This window comes from Acuticoccus mangrovi, from assembly GCF_016411865.1.
GTDB classification, from domain to species: Bacteria; Pseudomonadota; Alphaproteobacteria; order Rhizobiales; family Amorphaceae; genus Acuticoccus; species Acuticoccus mangrovi.
The window spans coordinates 612,767-626,461 of sequence record NZ_JAEKJA010000001.1 but is presented as its reverse complement, the minus strand read 5'-3'; the positions used below and the strand labels follow the sequence as shown (position 1 = coordinate 626,461).

At 67.5% G+C, this 13,695-nt stretch carries 14 protein-coding genes and 1 tRNA gene; 3 read left to right on the top strand and 12 right to left on the bottom strand.

The window, feature by feature from the left end; genetic code table 11:
- Positions 1-326: 326 nt before the first annotated feature.
- Positions 327-1,280 carry a sulfotransferase family protein gene (locus tag JCR33_RS02865; protein ID WP_198880477.1) on the top strand — a complete coding sequence of 318 codons (954 nt, stop codon included), beginning with the start codon at positions 327-329 and terminating at the stop codon, positions 1,278-1,280.
- Positions 1,281-1,302: 22 nt separating this feature from the next.
- Here the strand turns inward: JCR33_RS02865 and JCR33_RS02860 are convergent, their stop codons facing one another.
- The 4 genes from JCR33_RS02860 to JCR33_RS02845 form a co-directional block, all read right to left on the bottom strand.
- Complete coding sequence (locus JCR33_RS02860) at positions 1,303-2,019, bottom strand: hypothetical protein (RefSeq protein ID WP_198880476.1); 717 nt, start codon at positions 2,017-2,019, stop codon at positions 1,303-1,305.
- Positions 2,012-2,404: a hypothetical protein gene (locus tag JCR33_RS02855; RefSeq protein ID WP_198880475.1), complete on the bottom strand. Its 393-nt coding sequence runs from the start codon at positions 2,402-2,404 to the stop codon at positions 2,012-2,014. The genes JCR33_RS02860 and JCR33_RS02855 overlap by 8 nt, the downstream gene beginning before the upstream one ends.
- Positions 2,405-2,751: 347 nt before the next feature.
- Positions 2,752-2,825, bottom strand: a tRNA-Gln gene (locus tag JCR33_RS02850).
- 149 nt (positions 2,826-2,974) lie between these two features.
- Positions 2,975-3,379 (bottom strand): gamma-butyrobetaine hydroxylase-like domain-containing protein, encoded by a 405-nt coding sequence (locus JCR33_RS02845; protein ID WP_198880474.1) that lies wholly within the window; start codon positions 3,377-3,379, stop codon positions 2,975-2,977.
- Positions 3,380-3,481: 102 nt separating this feature from the next.
- Between JCR33_RS02845 and moaA the strand changes: the two genes are divergently transcribed.
- Together moaA and JCR33_RS02835 are read left to right on the top strand one after the other, a co-directional pair.
- The gene (gene moaA / locus JCR33_RS02840) at positions 3,482-4,483 is read left to right on the top strand and encodes a GTP 3',8-cyclase MoaA (RefSeq protein WP_198880473.1); all 1,002 of its coding nucleotides are present in this window, start codon (positions 3,482-3,484) and stop codon (positions 4,481-4,483) included.
- Positions 4,484-4,683: 200 nt separating this feature from the next.
- A complete protein-coding gene (locus JCR33_RS02835) occupies positions 4,684-5,979 on the top strand; it encodes a multidrug effflux MFS transporter (protein ID WP_198880472.1) in 1,296 nt (431 codons plus the stop codon).
- Between the two features lie 3 nt (positions 5,980-5,982).
- Here JCR33_RS02835 and JCR33_RS02830 read toward each other — a convergent pair whose 3' ends face one another.
- The 8 genes from JCR33_RS02830 to JCR33_RS02795 all read right to left on the bottom strand — a co-directional run bounded on the left by JCR33_RS02830 (position 5,983) and on the right by JCR33_RS02795 (position 13,484).
- On the bottom strand, positions 5,983-7,071 hold the full coding sequence (locus tag JCR33_RS02830; RefSeq protein WP_198880471.1) for a DUF1513 domain-containing protein: 1,089 nt from the start codon (positions 7,069-7,071) through the stop codon (positions 5,983-5,985).
- Positions 7,071-8,159, bottom strand: coding sequence for an imelysin family protein (locus JCR33_RS02825; RefSeq protein ID WP_198880470.1), 1,089 nt, complete (start codon positions 8,157-8,159; stop codon positions 7,071-7,073). The genes JCR33_RS02830 and JCR33_RS02825 overlap by 1 nt, the downstream gene beginning before the upstream one ends.
- On the bottom strand, positions 8,156-9,793 hold the full coding sequence (locus tag JCR33_RS02820; RefSeq protein WP_198880469.1) for a di-heme oxidoreductase family protein: 1,638 nt from the start codon (positions 9,791-9,793) through the stop codon (positions 8,156-8,158). Before JCR33_RS02820 ends, JCR33_RS02825 begins: the two co-directional genes overlap by 4 nt.
- Positions 9,753-10,238: a bacterioferritin gene (gene bfr / locus JCR33_RS02815; protein WP_198880468.1), complete on the bottom strand. Its 486-nt coding sequence runs from the start codon at positions 10,236-10,238 to the stop codon at positions 9,753-9,755. Before bfr ends, JCR33_RS02820 begins: the two co-directional genes overlap by 41 nt.
- Positions 10,239-10,241: 3 nt before the next feature.
- Complete coding sequence (locus JCR33_RS02810; RefSeq protein ID WP_211110010.1) at positions 10,242-10,499, bottom strand: (2Fe-2S)-binding protein; 258 nt, start codon at positions 10,497-10,499, stop codon at positions 10,242-10,244.
- A 9-nt stretch (positions 10,500-10,508) separates the two neighbouring features.
- On the bottom strand, positions 10,509-11,771 hold the full coding sequence (locus JCR33_RS02805) for an imelysin family protein (RefSeq protein WP_198880466.1): 1,263 nt from the start codon (positions 11,769-11,771) through the stop codon (positions 10,509-10,511).
- A 307-nt stretch (positions 11,772-12,078) separates the two neighbouring features.
- Complete coding sequence (locus JCR33_RS02800) at positions 12,079-12,816, bottom strand: haloacid dehalogenase type II (RefSeq protein ID WP_198880465.1); 738 nt, start codon at positions 12,814-12,816, stop codon at positions 12,079-12,081.
- Positions 12,817-12,965: 149 nt separating this feature from the next.
- Positions 12,966-13,484, bottom strand: coding sequence for a hypothetical protein (locus JCR33_RS02795; RefSeq protein WP_198880464.1), 519 nt, complete (start codon positions 13,482-13,484; stop codon positions 12,966-12,968).
- Positions 13,485-13,695 lie beyond the last annotated feature (211 nt).

Genomic DNA, 13,695 nt, shown 5'->3' with positions numbered 1-13,695 from the left:
CACTGCCGGCCGCACAGGGTGCAATGGTCGTTGACGGGTTCACCCGCGAATGCCTGGCCGATGGCGAGCGACCCGCCGCGGTCCCCCGCTCCCGTGACCCGGAATCTCCATCCCCTGATCGCCCAGCGGGACGAGCCGGCCGCCGACCGGCCGCACATCAGCTTGGGCGGCCTCACCCCAAAAGCGCCTGCGACCCCGCCCCGGCGGAACCCCGACGTGAACGGAGGCCCGCGTTGAGCGGTGACCCCTCGGGGGCAACATCACGACGCCCTCGCCTCGTGCCGGTCGATCGCAACGCCGAGGATGGTGCCGGGACCACGCCCCGCATGCTTGCGACCACGTTCAACCTTCCGGATGGCAAGGCGGGTCTTCTGTCGAGGGGCGGCCACAGCACGGTGGTCGTGCTCGGCGCCGGCCGTAGCGGGACCACGATGACCGTCGGCATCCTTCAGAGAATGGGGCTCGAATTCGGTGATCGGCTGAACGCCGTCGGCGAGGACGTCGACCTGATCGCCCGCTTCAAGCCGACGGGTCGGGCGATGCTGCCGTGGAATCTCGTGCGACTGCCGTTCCGCTTCGCCGCGATCTTGAAGCGGCGCCGTGCCCAATTCGGCACCTTCGCGTTCAAGTGCCCCTACATGAACCCGTTTCTCCTGCTCGTTGCTCCGCGCATCCCGAACGCGATCTACATCGTCGTGATGCGGAACCCGCTCCAGACCAGCCTCAGCGGCGAGCGCTATGTCGGCCCTCCCCTGACGGCGCGCCTCCTCGAGACGGTGGTGGCGGAGCTGTGCATCGCGCTGCTTCTCAGGCTCACCAAGCGGCCGGTGCTGATCTACCCTTACGAAGCGGGAGTAGCGGAGCCGGAGAAGCTCGTGGACGCGATCGCGACGTACACCGGGCTCGCGGTGTCGGAACCCGCGCGGCGCGACGCGGAGGCGTTCGTGGCACCCAACTCCGGCTACAAGAGCGTGCGGCGCCTCGTCGGCCACATCGAGGCCATCACGCCGCACGGGGCTCGGGGCTGGGCTGTCGATACCTTCGCTGACACGCCCGTGCCGTTGGCCTTCATCGCGGACGGCCGGACGATCACGGAGACGGTGGCCGACCGGCAGCGCGACGACGTGGCCGAACTCGCGCTCCACCCGACGGGACGATGTGGCTTCGTCGCCTCATTCGATCCGCCGCTGAGCGAGGCCCAGCTCAAGACATTGCGCGTCAGAACCACGGACACGGGCTACGAGCTCCTCAACCGACCGGGCAACGCCGCAGCGCGCTGATGCCGGACTGCCACGCGGCAGCTCAGGGCGAGGCCATGTTCCTGATCATGTCGATCAGCTGCTTGTTCCGAGCGCGCCGGTCGCGGGCCAATTCGACGTGGCTGAGCGAACCCGTCACGACGATGCGATGGGCAAGACCCGACGCTTCTTCGATGATGAAGTCCTCGAGGCTGCGCTCGGCGATCACGGCGGCCTCCTGAAGGATCGAATGCTCGACCGGCTCGATGGACAGCGTGACGGGGATCATGTCGGATGGGCCGGGATCGGCATCGTCGATGACGACGGGGCGTTCGGCCAGAGCCTGGCGCAATCGCGCCAACATGTCGGCAGCGTCGGTGTCGGCGAGCACCGCGATCATGACGCGGACGGCGGCCGGAGAACCAGCGGCGGCAAGGGCCTCGATCCGATCGGCGTCGCTCTCGGCATCGTCGGATGCGGGAGCGACCGCTTTCAGGATCTCGATCACTTCGGGCGCATAGCCGAGCGCGGCGAGTTCGGCGGCGGTCACGCTCGTTCGCACCAGGACGCCGTGCAGCCAGACGGCATGTCGCTCGGCGATCGATGCCTCGGGATAGAGCCGGGCCAGCGTGGCGGCGACGCGGATCAGATGATCGACATAAGGCTTGCCCGCGCGATCGAGCTGCCCGGCATGGAACGAGGCGGCATAGGCTGCCGTCGCCTCCAGCGTGGGGTGGCCGGGTCGAGGGGTGCTCCCCGGGGCGCCGGTGGTCTCATTCATCGCCGGGACCCCAATCCTCGATGGTCGCCGTCATGGTGCCGACGTCGATTTCGAGACTTCCACGGCCTTCAGTCTTCAGCGTCTCGAAGGCGAGATTGAAGAAATGGCTGCCTTCGCGCACGACGGACATCGGATGCATGGAGAGGTCCGATGCGCCGTCGTCAAGATCCCAATAATCGATGACAACGATATTCTTGTCCGCGAGATAGTTGAACGCGGCATAGACCTTCGCCCGTCTGACCCCTGCAAGCCAGCTCATCGCGACCGACCCCTCATCGGTCTGGCCGAGGGCGTCGCCCGCGGCCGCCGGGCCGACCAAGGCGAGCGGCGGCCCCCTTTCGTCGGCCCGGCCACGCTGTGATCGGCACGACGCCGCTGACGGCATCCTTGGCCGTCGCGAACCGAGCATGGCGAAATGCACAGCATCCGGCGTCGCGGCTGGAGAGGACAACGTCCCGATTTCCAGACGGAGGGCGACCTTGCCAAAGTCATGGGCGGCACCAAAGAGGGGAACACATCACGGGACGAGAGGCAGTGTGCGCTTGATCCGGCCACCCGGCAAGAATGCGCCGGCGGGTTGGTTCCATCACTCCGACATGCCACGCGGGGCGCCCCGGCAGCGTGCGTCCCGCACAACGCCGGTAAGGCGAACATGGAGACCCACCCCCGAGCGGGGATGCCAAACATCCCGACCGAGAAGGCTTGAGGACTGAAGCGAATTCGAACGGTGAGTGGCTGGGGGACCAGGATTCGAACCTGGACTAACGGAGTCAGAGTCCGCTGTTCTACCGTTAAACTATCCCCCAAGAAACGGCGCCTTCGAACGCGGGGAGCACTCGGGCGGCCCGTGCGGTGCGGTGCACCGACGATGCCCTCGCCGTCTCGTCAGGTGCGCCTCTTTGGCAGTCCGGGCGGCTCGCGTCAAGTGCGGCGGGCAAGGTTCTGCCCGCGTCGATCAGCGGCGCAGCGGGGCGCTGCCGGGCCGATCGCGCGACAGGCCGTGGGTGGCGAGGTCCTTCTCATAGTCGCGCCAGTTATCGTCCTGCGATGCGCCGAGGGCGAAGAGGTTCTCGAACGTATAGAGGCCGCTCGCGTGACCGTCGGAGAAGGCGATTCGCACCGCGTAGCGCCCGACCGGGTGAATCGAGGAGATCGTCACCCCGCGCTTGCCGCCCAGCACCATCGGATGGCCGTGCCCCTTGCGCTCGGCCGACGGGGTCAGCACGCGCAGATATTCCGACGGCATCGCGTGGGACGTGCCGTCCTCGTAACGCACGGTGAGGCTGTCGCGGGCGGGCGACACGCGCAGTTCCAGCGGCCAGGGCGCAGTGTCGTCGGCTGCGTTCGGCGTCTCGCTCAACGGTCCCTCCCTCGCCTCCCCTCATTGCATCCGAATGACGGGGGGTGCGAAATCCATATTCATCGACATATAAAGGGATGACGGCGTTCCGAAAGAGATCATATGACGGCACCGCTCATCGACACCTTCGGCAGGACGGTCAGCTACCTGCGCATCTCGGTCACCGACCGGTGCGACTTTCGCTGCGTCTACTGCATGTCGGAGCACATGTCCTTCCTGCCGAAGAAGGAGCTCCTCAGCCTCGAAGAGGTCGACCGCGTGGCGAGCGCCTTCGTCGCGCGTGGCGTGAAGAAGCTGCGCATCACCGGCGGCGAGCCGCTCGTGCGGCGCAACGTGATGAGCCTGTTTCGCGCCCTGTCCCGCCATTTGGAGAGCGGCGCGCTCGAGGAGCTGACCGTCACCACCAACGGCTCGCAGCTCGGCAAATATGCCGCCGAGCTCGCCGACTGCGGCGTGCGGCGGGTGAATGTCTCGCTCGACACGCTCGACGCCGACACCTTCCACGCCATAACCCGCTGGGGCGATCTCGACCGGGTGCTCGGGGGCATCGAGGCGGCGACGGCGGCCGGCCTCAAGGTGAAGATCAACATGGTGGCGCTGAAGGACACCAACGCCCACGAGATCGAGCCGATGCTCCGTTTCTGCCACGAGCGCGGCCACGATCTCACCCTCATCGAGACGATGCCGCTCGGCGAGATCGAGGCCGACCGCACCGACCAATATCTGCCGCTGACGGCGGTGCGGGCGGGGCTCGAGGAGCACTTCACCCTCATCGACCTGCCCGACCGCACCGGCGGTCCCGCCCGCTACGTGCGGGTGGCGGAGACCGGCGGGCGGATCGGCTTCATCACCCCCCTCACCCATAATTTCTGTGAGAGCTGCAACCGGGTGCGCCTCACCTGCACCGGCACGCTCTATCTGTGCCTGGGGCAGGATCATGCGGTGGACCTGCGCGAGCCGCTGCGCCAGTCGGAAGGCGACGAGGCGCTGCACCGGGCGATCGACCACGGCATGATGATCAAGCCCAAGGGACACGACTTCGTCATCGAGCGGCGCAATGCTCGCCCGGCCGTCGCCCGGCACATGTCGACGACGGGGGGATAGAGCGCCCTGCGTCCGATCGCGCGCGGGATGCCCTATTTCGTTGAATAGGAGCATGTCTTATTCGCTCGAGTGCGTTCATTCGAGCGGAACGTGAGTCTGCGACCGCCGCCCACCGCGGCGCGAGCCTGCCCTTCGGCCGCCTCGTCCCCCAACGAGCGGAAGGGCCAATGAGACGGCGGCAAGGCCGCAGAGGACCAAGAATGTCAGAGGACCACAGCCGGCCCGCGTCTGCCGACGTCTCCGCCGATCCCGTTCTTTCGGTGACGATCGACGAGCGGGCCCCGGCCCTCGATCGCGAGCGCCCCGTCCCGGTGGCGGCTCCCATCGGGCTCTTGGTGCTCGTCTCCACCGTGCAGCCGACGGCGCTCAACATGCACATGCCGGCGCTCGCCCGGATGCAGGAGGATCTCGCCACCTCCACCTCGGCGATCCAGCTCACCCTGTCGGCCTACCTCGCGGCGACGGCTGTCGGGCAGATCGTCGTCGGCCCGGTCTCCGACATCTACGGCCGCCGTCCGGTGCTCCTCGCCGGGCTGATGGTGTTTCTGATCGGCACCCTCATCTGCGCCCTCGCACCCACGGTGGACGTGCTCGTCGCCGGGCGCATCGTCCAGGCGTTCGGCGGGTGCACCGGCCTCGTCCTGTCGCGCGCCATCGTGCGCGACACGCACGGCTCGGCGAGCGCCGCCTCGATGATCGGCTACGTGACGATGGGCATGGCCATCGCGCCGATGATGACGCCGGCCCTCGGCGGGGTGATCTCGGAGGCGACCTCGTGGCGCCTCGTCTTTGCCGCGATGGGCCTTCTCGGCCTCGCGGGGCTCGTGCTGACGGCGATCCGCCTCAAGGAGACCCACCCGGCCACCGGCACGACGCACGCCTTCGCCCGCTTCGTGCGCGAGGTGGGCGAGCTCGCCCACGTGCCGGCCTTCTGGCTCTTCGCCCTCACCCTCTGCTTCCTCAGCGTCTCCTTCTTCGCCTTCGTGGCGGGGGCGGTGTTCGTCTCGCAGTCGGTCTACGGGCTGTCGCCGGCAGGCTATGGGCTCTACTTCATGTTCCTGCCGGTGGGCTACATCATCGGCAACTTCGTGACCGGCCGCTTCGGACAACGCTTCGGCATCATCCCGCTGATCGTGGTCGGCAACATCCTGTCGCTGCTCGGCACCATCGTCTCCGCCGTCGGGGCGCTGCTTCTCATCCACCACCCCGCCGCCCTCTTCGCGCCGATGCTCCTGGTGGCGGTGGGCAATGGCCTGTCGCTGCCCAACGCGCTCGCCGGCTCGGTCAGCGTGGAGCCGCGGCTCGCGGGCACCGCGTCGGGCTTTGCCGGGGCCCTGCAGGTGGGTGGCGGCGCCGTGGCGAGCGTGCTCGTGGGCCTCCTCTCCGACGCCGGAATCTGGCCCGACTCGGCCTGGCCGGTGCTGATGCCGATGCTCGTGTGCGGCGTCGTCGCGGTGGGCCTCAGCTTCACCCTCCGACCGCAGATGATGCGCTGAGGCCTACCCCTCGGCGACGATCCGCATCAGGTGATTGTCGAAGGCGAGCGCCACGGCGCGCTCCTCCTCGCCGGCGAGGATGTGGCCCGATCCGGTGGAGACCAGGAAGTCGACCGAGCGCGGAGCGACGCCGCATGCGTCCGCCTCCCGGCGCACCCGCACCGGCGCGAGGCTCGCGACGTCCCACTCCACGACGCAGCCGCCCCGCGGGCTCGTGGTGGCGACGGTCGCCCCGTCCCGGCTCACCGCCACCGAACCGACATACTGGTTCATCCCGGCATAGATGTCGTCGTCGGCCTCCACGAGGGTGAGGCCGCGGTCGCGATGGAGGCTGCCGACGAGCGGCACGCGGTCGGTCTTCGGCCCCTCATATTGGCCGCCGAACCACACCGACCCGTCGCCCGCCTCGGCGATGTGACGGATGGAGAGCTGATGGAGCCGAGGATCGAGCACCGCGTTCTCGAGGAGATCGCCGGTCGCGATGTCGATGAGAGCGAGCGAAGGCTCCATCGTCGGAATGTTGAGGTCGAGGCGGGGGAAGTCGGGGTGGGTGAGGATGCCGCCGTTCGCCACCGCCGCGGTGCGTCCGTCCGACAGCAGCAGCGCCTCGTGGGGGCCGATGCCGTGGGTCGGAAACTCGCCGATGCGGCGGAAGCCGTCGGTCGCGTCGTAGACGCCGATCATGCCACGCTCGCCGTCGAAGTCGTTCTCGGTGGCGTAGAGCACCTTGCCGTCGGGTTGGAAGAAGCCGTGGCCGGCGAAGCGGCGGTCCTCCGGCGGAGCGAAGGCGGCGACCCGCTCGCGCCGTGCAAGGTCGAGCACCACGGCGAAGCGGCCCGGCCGGCGGGCGAACACCACCGCCTTGCCGGCGTCGGGGGAGACGGCGGCGCCGTGCCCGCGGGCGTCGAGCTCCTCGGTGAAGAGGATGCGGCCGTCGCCGTCGAGCACCACCGCGGCGAAGGCTCCGTCGGGCTTGCGGCAGCACGAGACGAAGGCGGGCGCTCCGTCGGCGGCGGCGAGCGGCATGCGGGCCCAGCCCGCGAGAACCCCTGCACCGGTGGCGGCGAGCATTTGACGTCGGCTGAGCATCATCAATCCCCATCCATCGAGTTGAAACCGGCGACGAAGCCGAATGCGCCGGGGATGCGTGTGGCGAGGAGACGGTTCGCGGCGGCGATCGGGCTTCGGGCGTAGGTCAGGCGGCGGTGCGGCTCCGCCTCCGCGGCGAGCGTCTCGAAGGGCGTGCCGCTCGCGATCAGCGGATCGAGGGCGCGGGCGACCTGCGCCAGCTCGAAGCGCACGCTCGCGGCGAGGTTGCCCTCCTCCGCCAGCAGCGCCTGGAGCGGCTCGCCGGCGATCGCCGCGACCCCCTCGGTGTTGGCAAGGATCGAGGGGAGCGTGAGATTGGAGCGCCAGAAGGGGGCGCGCTTGGGGTGGGCATCCTCGGGCGCATCGCCGATCACCGCGCCGAGCTTCAGCTCGTCGACGAGCTGAAGCTCCTCGGCGCCGGCCTGCAGGATGTCCTGCAGCGCCTCGCCGTGCGAGCGGTAGAGCCGGTTTTCCGGTCCGGCCGTTTCCATGAGGTGGGCGAAATCGCCCCGCCATCCCGCTTCGATGCTCTCGGCGACGTCGAGGATCGCGGCGGCGATGGTGGCTCCATAGCGGCACCGGAAGGGCGCGCCGGTCGCCAGCTCCTCCGCGTCGTTGCCGAAGAGCACATATTCGAGCGCCGGCAGGCCCTGCACGGCGACGCTCTTCGCCTTCAGCGTCGCAAGCTCGGTGGCGCTCTCGTCCTCGGTGCGGATCACCTCCGTCACCTGCCGTAGACCGCGGCTGCGCCGATCGGGCCAGAAGAACAGGCGCTCGAAATTGTTGTCCTCCCGCGCCGGCCCGAACCGGTAGAGCTCGATGCGCGAGAAGCGGACGACGAGGGTGCCGAACGCCTCGCGTGCGGTCTCGAGCGTCGTTTCCGCCGGCTCCGCGCAGAGCGAATCGAGCGCGACGCGGTTCATCTCCGCCGCCGCCGTGAACGCCTCGTGCGCCGGCACGATCACGGTCCTGATGATCGCCTCCACGGTGGGGCGAAAGGCAAAGCCCGTCGGCCCTTCCGCACGGGCCGGCCCGGCCACGACGGAGGCGAGGACGGCTGCCCCGATCAGACTGAGCGAGCGAAGCGTCATAGGGACTCCAGGAATGCGAGCAGCGCCTCGCGCTCGCCGCGGGACATGTCACGCACGCGGGAGGCCGCGGCCTCCGCCTCGCCACCATGCCACAGGATCGCCTCGAGCAGACTGCGCGCCCGGCCGTCGTGCAGGAAATAGGTGTGGCCGTTGACGGTCTCGGTCAGGCCGATCCCCCACAACGGGGCCGTGCGCCACTCGCTGCCCGACGCATTGCCCACCGGTCGGCCGTCGGCGAGCCCCTCGCCCATGTCGTGGAGGAGCAGATCGGTGTAGGGCCAGATCAGCTGAAAGCGTTGCGCCTTCCCCTCCGCCTTGCGGCTCGTCACGTATTTCGGGGTGTGGCAATCGACGCAGCCCGCTTCGTAGAAGAGCTTCTTGCCCTCCAATACCTTGGGATCCTCGACGTCGCGGCGCGCCGGCACGGCGAGGTTCTGCGCGTAGAAGGTGACGAGGCCGAGGAGCGGATCGGGCGCCTCCACGTCGCCGAGGCGGCGCTGGACGCCGGTCGGCTGATCGCGGCAGATCGACTGGGCGATGGAGCACTCTCCGAAAGCGTCGGTCACGATCGGGGTGGAAATGCCGATGTCTCCCGAAAAGGCCTCGGCCGACTGGACCATCACCGACGGGGTCGACGCCTTCCAGCCGAAGCGACCGATGGTGAGATCGCCGGTCACGGGATCGCGGGTGACGGAGATCTTGCCGGAGATGCCGTCGCCGTCGGCGTCGTCCGGATCGGCGTTCGCCATCAGATCGGCGGGGTGGATCGCTTCCAAAAGACCGAGCCCGATCATCGGGTTGGCGACGCGCGGGGAGAGCTGCACGGCGGGATCGATGGGCCCGTAGCCGAGGTCGGCGATGCCGTAGGTCGGCTTGCGCAGATGAACGACCTCGCCATCGGCGAGGGTCACGGGGATCTCCTCGTAGTCGATGGTCATCTGCCCCTCGGCGGAGAGGCCCGTCACCGCGAAATTCTGCAATTGACCGCCGTAGGTCGGCTCCGGGATCCGCAGGGTCTCGAAGGCGGCGAGCGCGTCGTGCTCCTCCACCGTCCGCGGCGGGACGGAGAGGCGCAGGAACATCGAGCTCGCGACGTCGTCGGGCCCGTCGGGCGGGTGGCCCCGACCGTCCTTCAGATGGCAGCGCTGGCAGGCGCGGGCGTTGTAGAGCGGCCCCAGCCCGTCCGACGCGGCGGTGGACGACGGCGCCGCCACCCACAGCTTCTTGAAGATGCCGTTGCCGACGAAGAAGGTCTGCCGCTCCTCGAAGTCGAGGTTGGCGGAGGGGTGGGAAAAGGCGTCGCGGGTGATGCTGGCGGTCGAGGTGGCGCCGCCGCCCGGCATCGCCTCGAAGCGCTCCGCGGCGGCGAAGTCGTCCGTCTGCCGGGTGACGGCGCGCACGCGCGCCCGATCCTTGGTGGAGAGATCAGTTCGCCGGGTGGGCAGGTCGAGGGTCGGTCCGGCCCGGTCGGCCACCGCGAGCGCGATCGGCGCGGCCAGGACGAAGAGGCCGGCGCCGACGGCGACGCGGGCACCCCACCGCGCACGGCGAAGCGCCTCGCGATGGTGGGACAAGGGTCGCGCAGTGAGATCGTCAGTCGACGTCGTCGGCCGAATCGGCTTGGAGCAGCGCATACCGCTCCGCGCCGATCTTGTCGAAGAGCGCAAGCTGCGTCTCCAGAAAGTCAATATGGCCTTCCTCGTCCTGCAGCAGCTCTTCGAACAGCTGCATCGTCACATAGTCCCGCTTGTCGCGGCAAACGTCGCGCGACTGGGCGTATGACGTGCGCGCGTCGTACTCGCCGGCGAGGTCCGACTCCAGCACTTCACGCACGTTCTGGCCGATTCGCAGGGGCGCGAGGGTCTGCAGGTTCGGGTGCCCTTCGAGAAAAATGATGCGCGCGGTCAGCTTGTCCGCGTGCTGCATCTCCTCGATGGATTCCTTACGCTCCTTCTTGGCGAGCTTCGTGAGCCCCCAATCCTCGAGCAGGCGGTAGTGGAGCCAGTACTGGTTGATGGCAGAAAGCTCCAGAAAGAGCGCCTCGTTGAGGCGCTCAATCACCAGGGGATCGCCCTTCATTGGTTAGTCCTTCGGCAGCAGGTGTCCCCCCATAGAAACCCTACCGAAGGTCGTTCCGTCCACCTCTTTCATCGCCTCGGCGAGAAGTTCGTCCACGATCCTGTTCACGGACGGGAAACATCCGCAGCAGCGACCGCGCTTTTGCAGCTCGCGGTAGACGTACTGAGGTTCCAGCCTGCCTGCTGGATCCTCGGCGAGAATGCGGCGCACCGCATCCTCGATCTCAGCTTTCACGATGACGTTGCAGTGGCAAACGATCATACGTGGACCCTACTGAAAGACGGCGTTCGGATCGTCGAGGCTGTCGGAGCCCTCGATTTCGATGGCACCGAGATCCATCGCCGCGACGACCCGCTCGATGAAGGGAGTCTGCGCGATCAGCGCGTCGATGGCCGCCTGAACGATGGCGTTGCCCTCCTCATTGCCCTCGCCGATCATCTGATCGTAGGCCTCGATGCTCTCGGCGCGGGCCTTCATCACCGCCATGGCGTCGACGGTCGCATCGAGCTTCTGGAGAAGCTCTTCGTTGAGGGCCGGGTCCTTGGCCGCCATCATGTCGGCGATCGAGGGACCGGAGACGATGCTGCCGTCGATGCGCCGATAGTGGCCGGTGTAGACGTTGCGGATGCCGATCGCGTCGAAATAGTGCGAATTGTGGGTGTTGTCGGAGAAGCAGTCGTGCTCCTCTTCCGGGTCGTGCAGCAGCAGGCCGAGCTTCATGCGCTCGCCGGCGAGCTCGCCGTAGGAGAGCGAGCCCATCCCGGTGAGGATGGTGGCGAGACCCGTCGCCTCGTCCGCCATCACCGCCTCGCGGGCGGCGCCGCCTTCGGCCCAGTTCGCCACCATCTCCTCGAGGTCGGCGATGAGCAGCGTGGACGCGGCCTTCAGATATTCCGCCCGCCGGTCGCAGTTGCCGTTGGTGCAGTTCTCGGTGTCGTAGTCGCTGGCGGGACGGCTGCCGGCACCCGCCTCGGTGCCGTTGAGGTCCTGACCCCACAGCAGGAACTCGATGGCGTGGTAGCCGATGGAGACGTTCGCCTCCACCTCCTCGGCCTCGTGCAGCGTGTCGGCAAGCAACGCGGGGTCGATCACCGAGGCGTCGACCGTCTCGCCGTTCACCGTGATCTCGGGGTTCGCGATCACGTTGATGGTGTAGAGAGCGTTGGCATCGGACTCGGTGCCGTAGCTCGGCGCCACGTAGTCGATCAGGCCCTCGTCGAGCGGCCAGGCGTTCACCCGGCCTTCCCAGTCGTCCACCATCGCGTTGCCGAAGCGGTAGGCCTCGGTCTGCTGATAGGGCACACGCGCGGCGAGCCACGACGCCTTGGCGGCGAGAAGGCTTTCCTCGGTTGCGCTGTCGATGAGGCCGTCGATGGCATAGTCGAGCGCTTTCGCGGCGAGGAGGGAATCCTCGTAGCCGGCGTGTGCGATGTCGGCATAGGTGGCCAACACCGCGGACGGGTCGACCTCGTCGGCCGCCGCACCACCGGTGATTCCCAGCACCACGGTCGCTGCCCAGGCGACGGTCTTCATGCAGGCCTCCAATCGCTCAGTTTCTGACTGGCCGCGGCGAGGCGTTCCGCCCCGCGACACCCGCTGCCAATATTCGTTCTGACTTGCTTGGTGCTGGGAAACAAGCCACAAGTCAATACGAAGATTCGATTGAACGACTCTAGATTACCGACGAAGAATTCAGTCTAGAAGAATTCGAAATTCGATTTATACTGGTTCTAATGTGAAGGGCCGTCGACACCGCCCTGCCACCGCCCCGCGCCTGCCGAAAACAGAAACGGCGCCCCGAAGGACGCCGTTTCTGCCGTCGTGCGCGCTGCCGCGTGCGTCAGCCTGTCGCGCCCGCTTCGGCCTCCACCGCCGCCGCCAGCTCGGCCATGCTGTTGAAACGGAAATCAGTGGTCGGCCGCTCGCCGGGGTCCATGGTCGCGCCGAAGCCTTCGTCGGCATGGCGGCGATAGATCCAGCACGTCGCGAGCCCATGGCGCACGCCCGGAACATGGTCGTGGAACAGGCTTTCCGCCGTGTGCAGGATGTCGCCCTTCTCGATCCCGAGCGCGGCGAGCTTGTCGAGCATGTAGATGAAGTTCGCGTCGGAGGGCTTGTAGGCGCCGACGTCTTCGGCCGTATAGATCGCATCGAACGGCACCTGGAGGCGCGCGTTGCTGCCGGCAAAGCTTTCATTGTCGACGTTCGACAGGATGACGAGCTTGAAGTGCGTCTTGAGCACCTTCAGCGCAGCGGCCGAATCGGGAAAAGCGGGCCACTGCGGCACGGAGCGGCCGTAGGCGAGGCATTCGGACCAGTCGACCGTCAGCCCCCACTCCTCGGCGATCCGCTTGTAGACCACCGCCAGGAGCTCCTTGTAGGGCTTGCCGGGCGTCTGGCGCTGCTGCGCGGATTCGTGACGCGCGTGGGTCTCCAGGATCACATTACGCGTCGGCGCCTGCGGCAGGCGGGAGACGAGCGGCGAGAGGCCGGCCACCATGCCCGATTCCCAGTCGATCAACGTGCCGTAGCAGTCGAACGTCAGCGCCTTGAAATCCGTCAGCCTCTTGCCGGTCATCGTGTCCGCCATCCTCGTTGGAGTCCACTCGTAGCTACCCGAGTGGGCGGAGGGAGGAAACGGCCGATACGAAAAAAGCGCGCCGCACGGACGCGCTCCCCTCCACGCCGCGGATCCCCTATCCGCGGCGCGCCTTGGTCGCAGGGACCCTAGAGGTCCTCGCGGTAGAACAGCTCCGGCTGGTCCGCGCCGGAGGCGAGCGCCTGCCGGAGCTCGGCCGGGGCCTCGACGGCCGGCGCCGCCGTCACCACGCGCAGCTCGGCGATGGCGTCCGGATCGTCCCGCACGGTGATCGAGGGGATGATCGCATCCTTCGCGATGATCGTGGTGTTCGACAGCGGATCGTGGGTGTAGACCTCACGTCCATCCGGATCGAGCAGCACAATGCGCTGCTTGGAGCCGCCGCCGATCACCTCCACGTGGGTCACCACCGAGGCCGACTCGATGCGATCGGTATCCCGCTTGACACCCACCCCGTCATCCGAGTAGTCCGCGAGGTGCCGGTCGCCGGACACCATGGACCCGGCCAACATGAAGTTCTCGGTCATCCCGGCGACCGATCCGGTGACCTTGTTATAGAAGTCTTCATGATTGGCAGCGTATGCTGCCGCAGCAACTGAACCAGTGAACACTAGCGCCGCGACCGCGTATCGACTGAACACTGACATCCGCGCTTCTCCTTCCGTGGGCTCCCGCCCCAAATCCGTTGGTCTACGTCAAATTGTCGGCGCTTGATTAACTGTGTCGAAACGCTAGCGCCCTAAACTTACCGTCGTCAGATGGTGCTGTGGCTTCAAAGCCACAAGACTGTGGATGAAAAATCGTTCACTAAAAAAATGAGCGAGTTTCCGCTTTGTCGTCGTTCCGATAACGGATAAC

Bases quoted from the DNA above. Each gene is read 5' to 3' on its own strand.
- JCR33_RS02865 (WP_198880477.1), top strand. From the start codon at position 327: ATGCTTGCGACCACGTTCAACCTTCCGGATGGCAAGGCGGGTCTTCTG.
- JCR33_RS02860 (WP_198880476.1), bottom strand. From the start codon at position 2,019: ATGAATGAGACCACCGGCGCCCCGGGGAGCACCCCTCGACCCGGCCAC.
- JCR33_RS02855 (WP_198880475.1), bottom strand. From the start codon at position 2,404: ATGCCGTCAGCGGCGTCGTGCCGATCACAGCGTGGCCGGGCCGACGAA.
- moaA (WP_198880473.1), top strand. From the start codon at position 3,482: ATGACGGCACCGCTCATCGACACCTTCGGCAGGACGGTCAGCTACCTG.
- JCR33_RS02835 (WP_198880472.1), top strand. From the start codon at position 4,684: ATGTCAGAGGACCACAGCCGGCCCGCGTCTGCCGACGTCTCCGCCGAT.
- JCR33_RS02830 (WP_198880471.1), bottom strand. From the start codon at position 7,071: ATGATGCTCAGCCGACGTCAAATGCTCGCCGCCACCGGTGCAGGGGTT.
- JCR33_RS02825 (WP_198880470.1), bottom strand. From the start codon at position 8,159: ATGACGCTTCGCTCGCTCAGTCTGATCGGGGCAGCCGTCCTCGCCTCC.
- JCR33_RS02820 (WP_198880469.1), bottom strand. From the start codon at position 9,793: ATGCGCTGCTCCAAGCCGATTCGGCCGACGACGTCGACTGACGATCTC.
- bfr (WP_198880468.1), bottom strand. From the start codon at position 10,238: ATGAAGGGCGATCCCCTGGTGATTGAGCGCCTCAACGAGGCGCTCTTT.
- JCR33_RS02810 (WP_211110010.1), bottom strand. From the start codon at position 10,499: ATGATCGTTTGCCACTGCAACGTCATCGTGAAAGCTGAGATCGAGGAT.
- JCR33_RS02805 (WP_198880466.1), bottom strand. From the start codon at position 11,771: ATGAAGACCGTCGCCTGGGCAGCGACCGTGGTGCTGGGAATCACCGGT.
- JCR33_RS02800 (WP_198880465.1), bottom strand. From the start codon at position 12,816: ATGACCGGCAAGAGGCTGACGGATTTCAAGGCGCTGACGTTCGACTGC.
- JCR33_RS02795 (WP_198880464.1), bottom strand. From the start codon at position 13,484: ATGTCAGTGTTCAGTCGATACGCGGTCGCGGCGCTAGTGTTCACTGGT.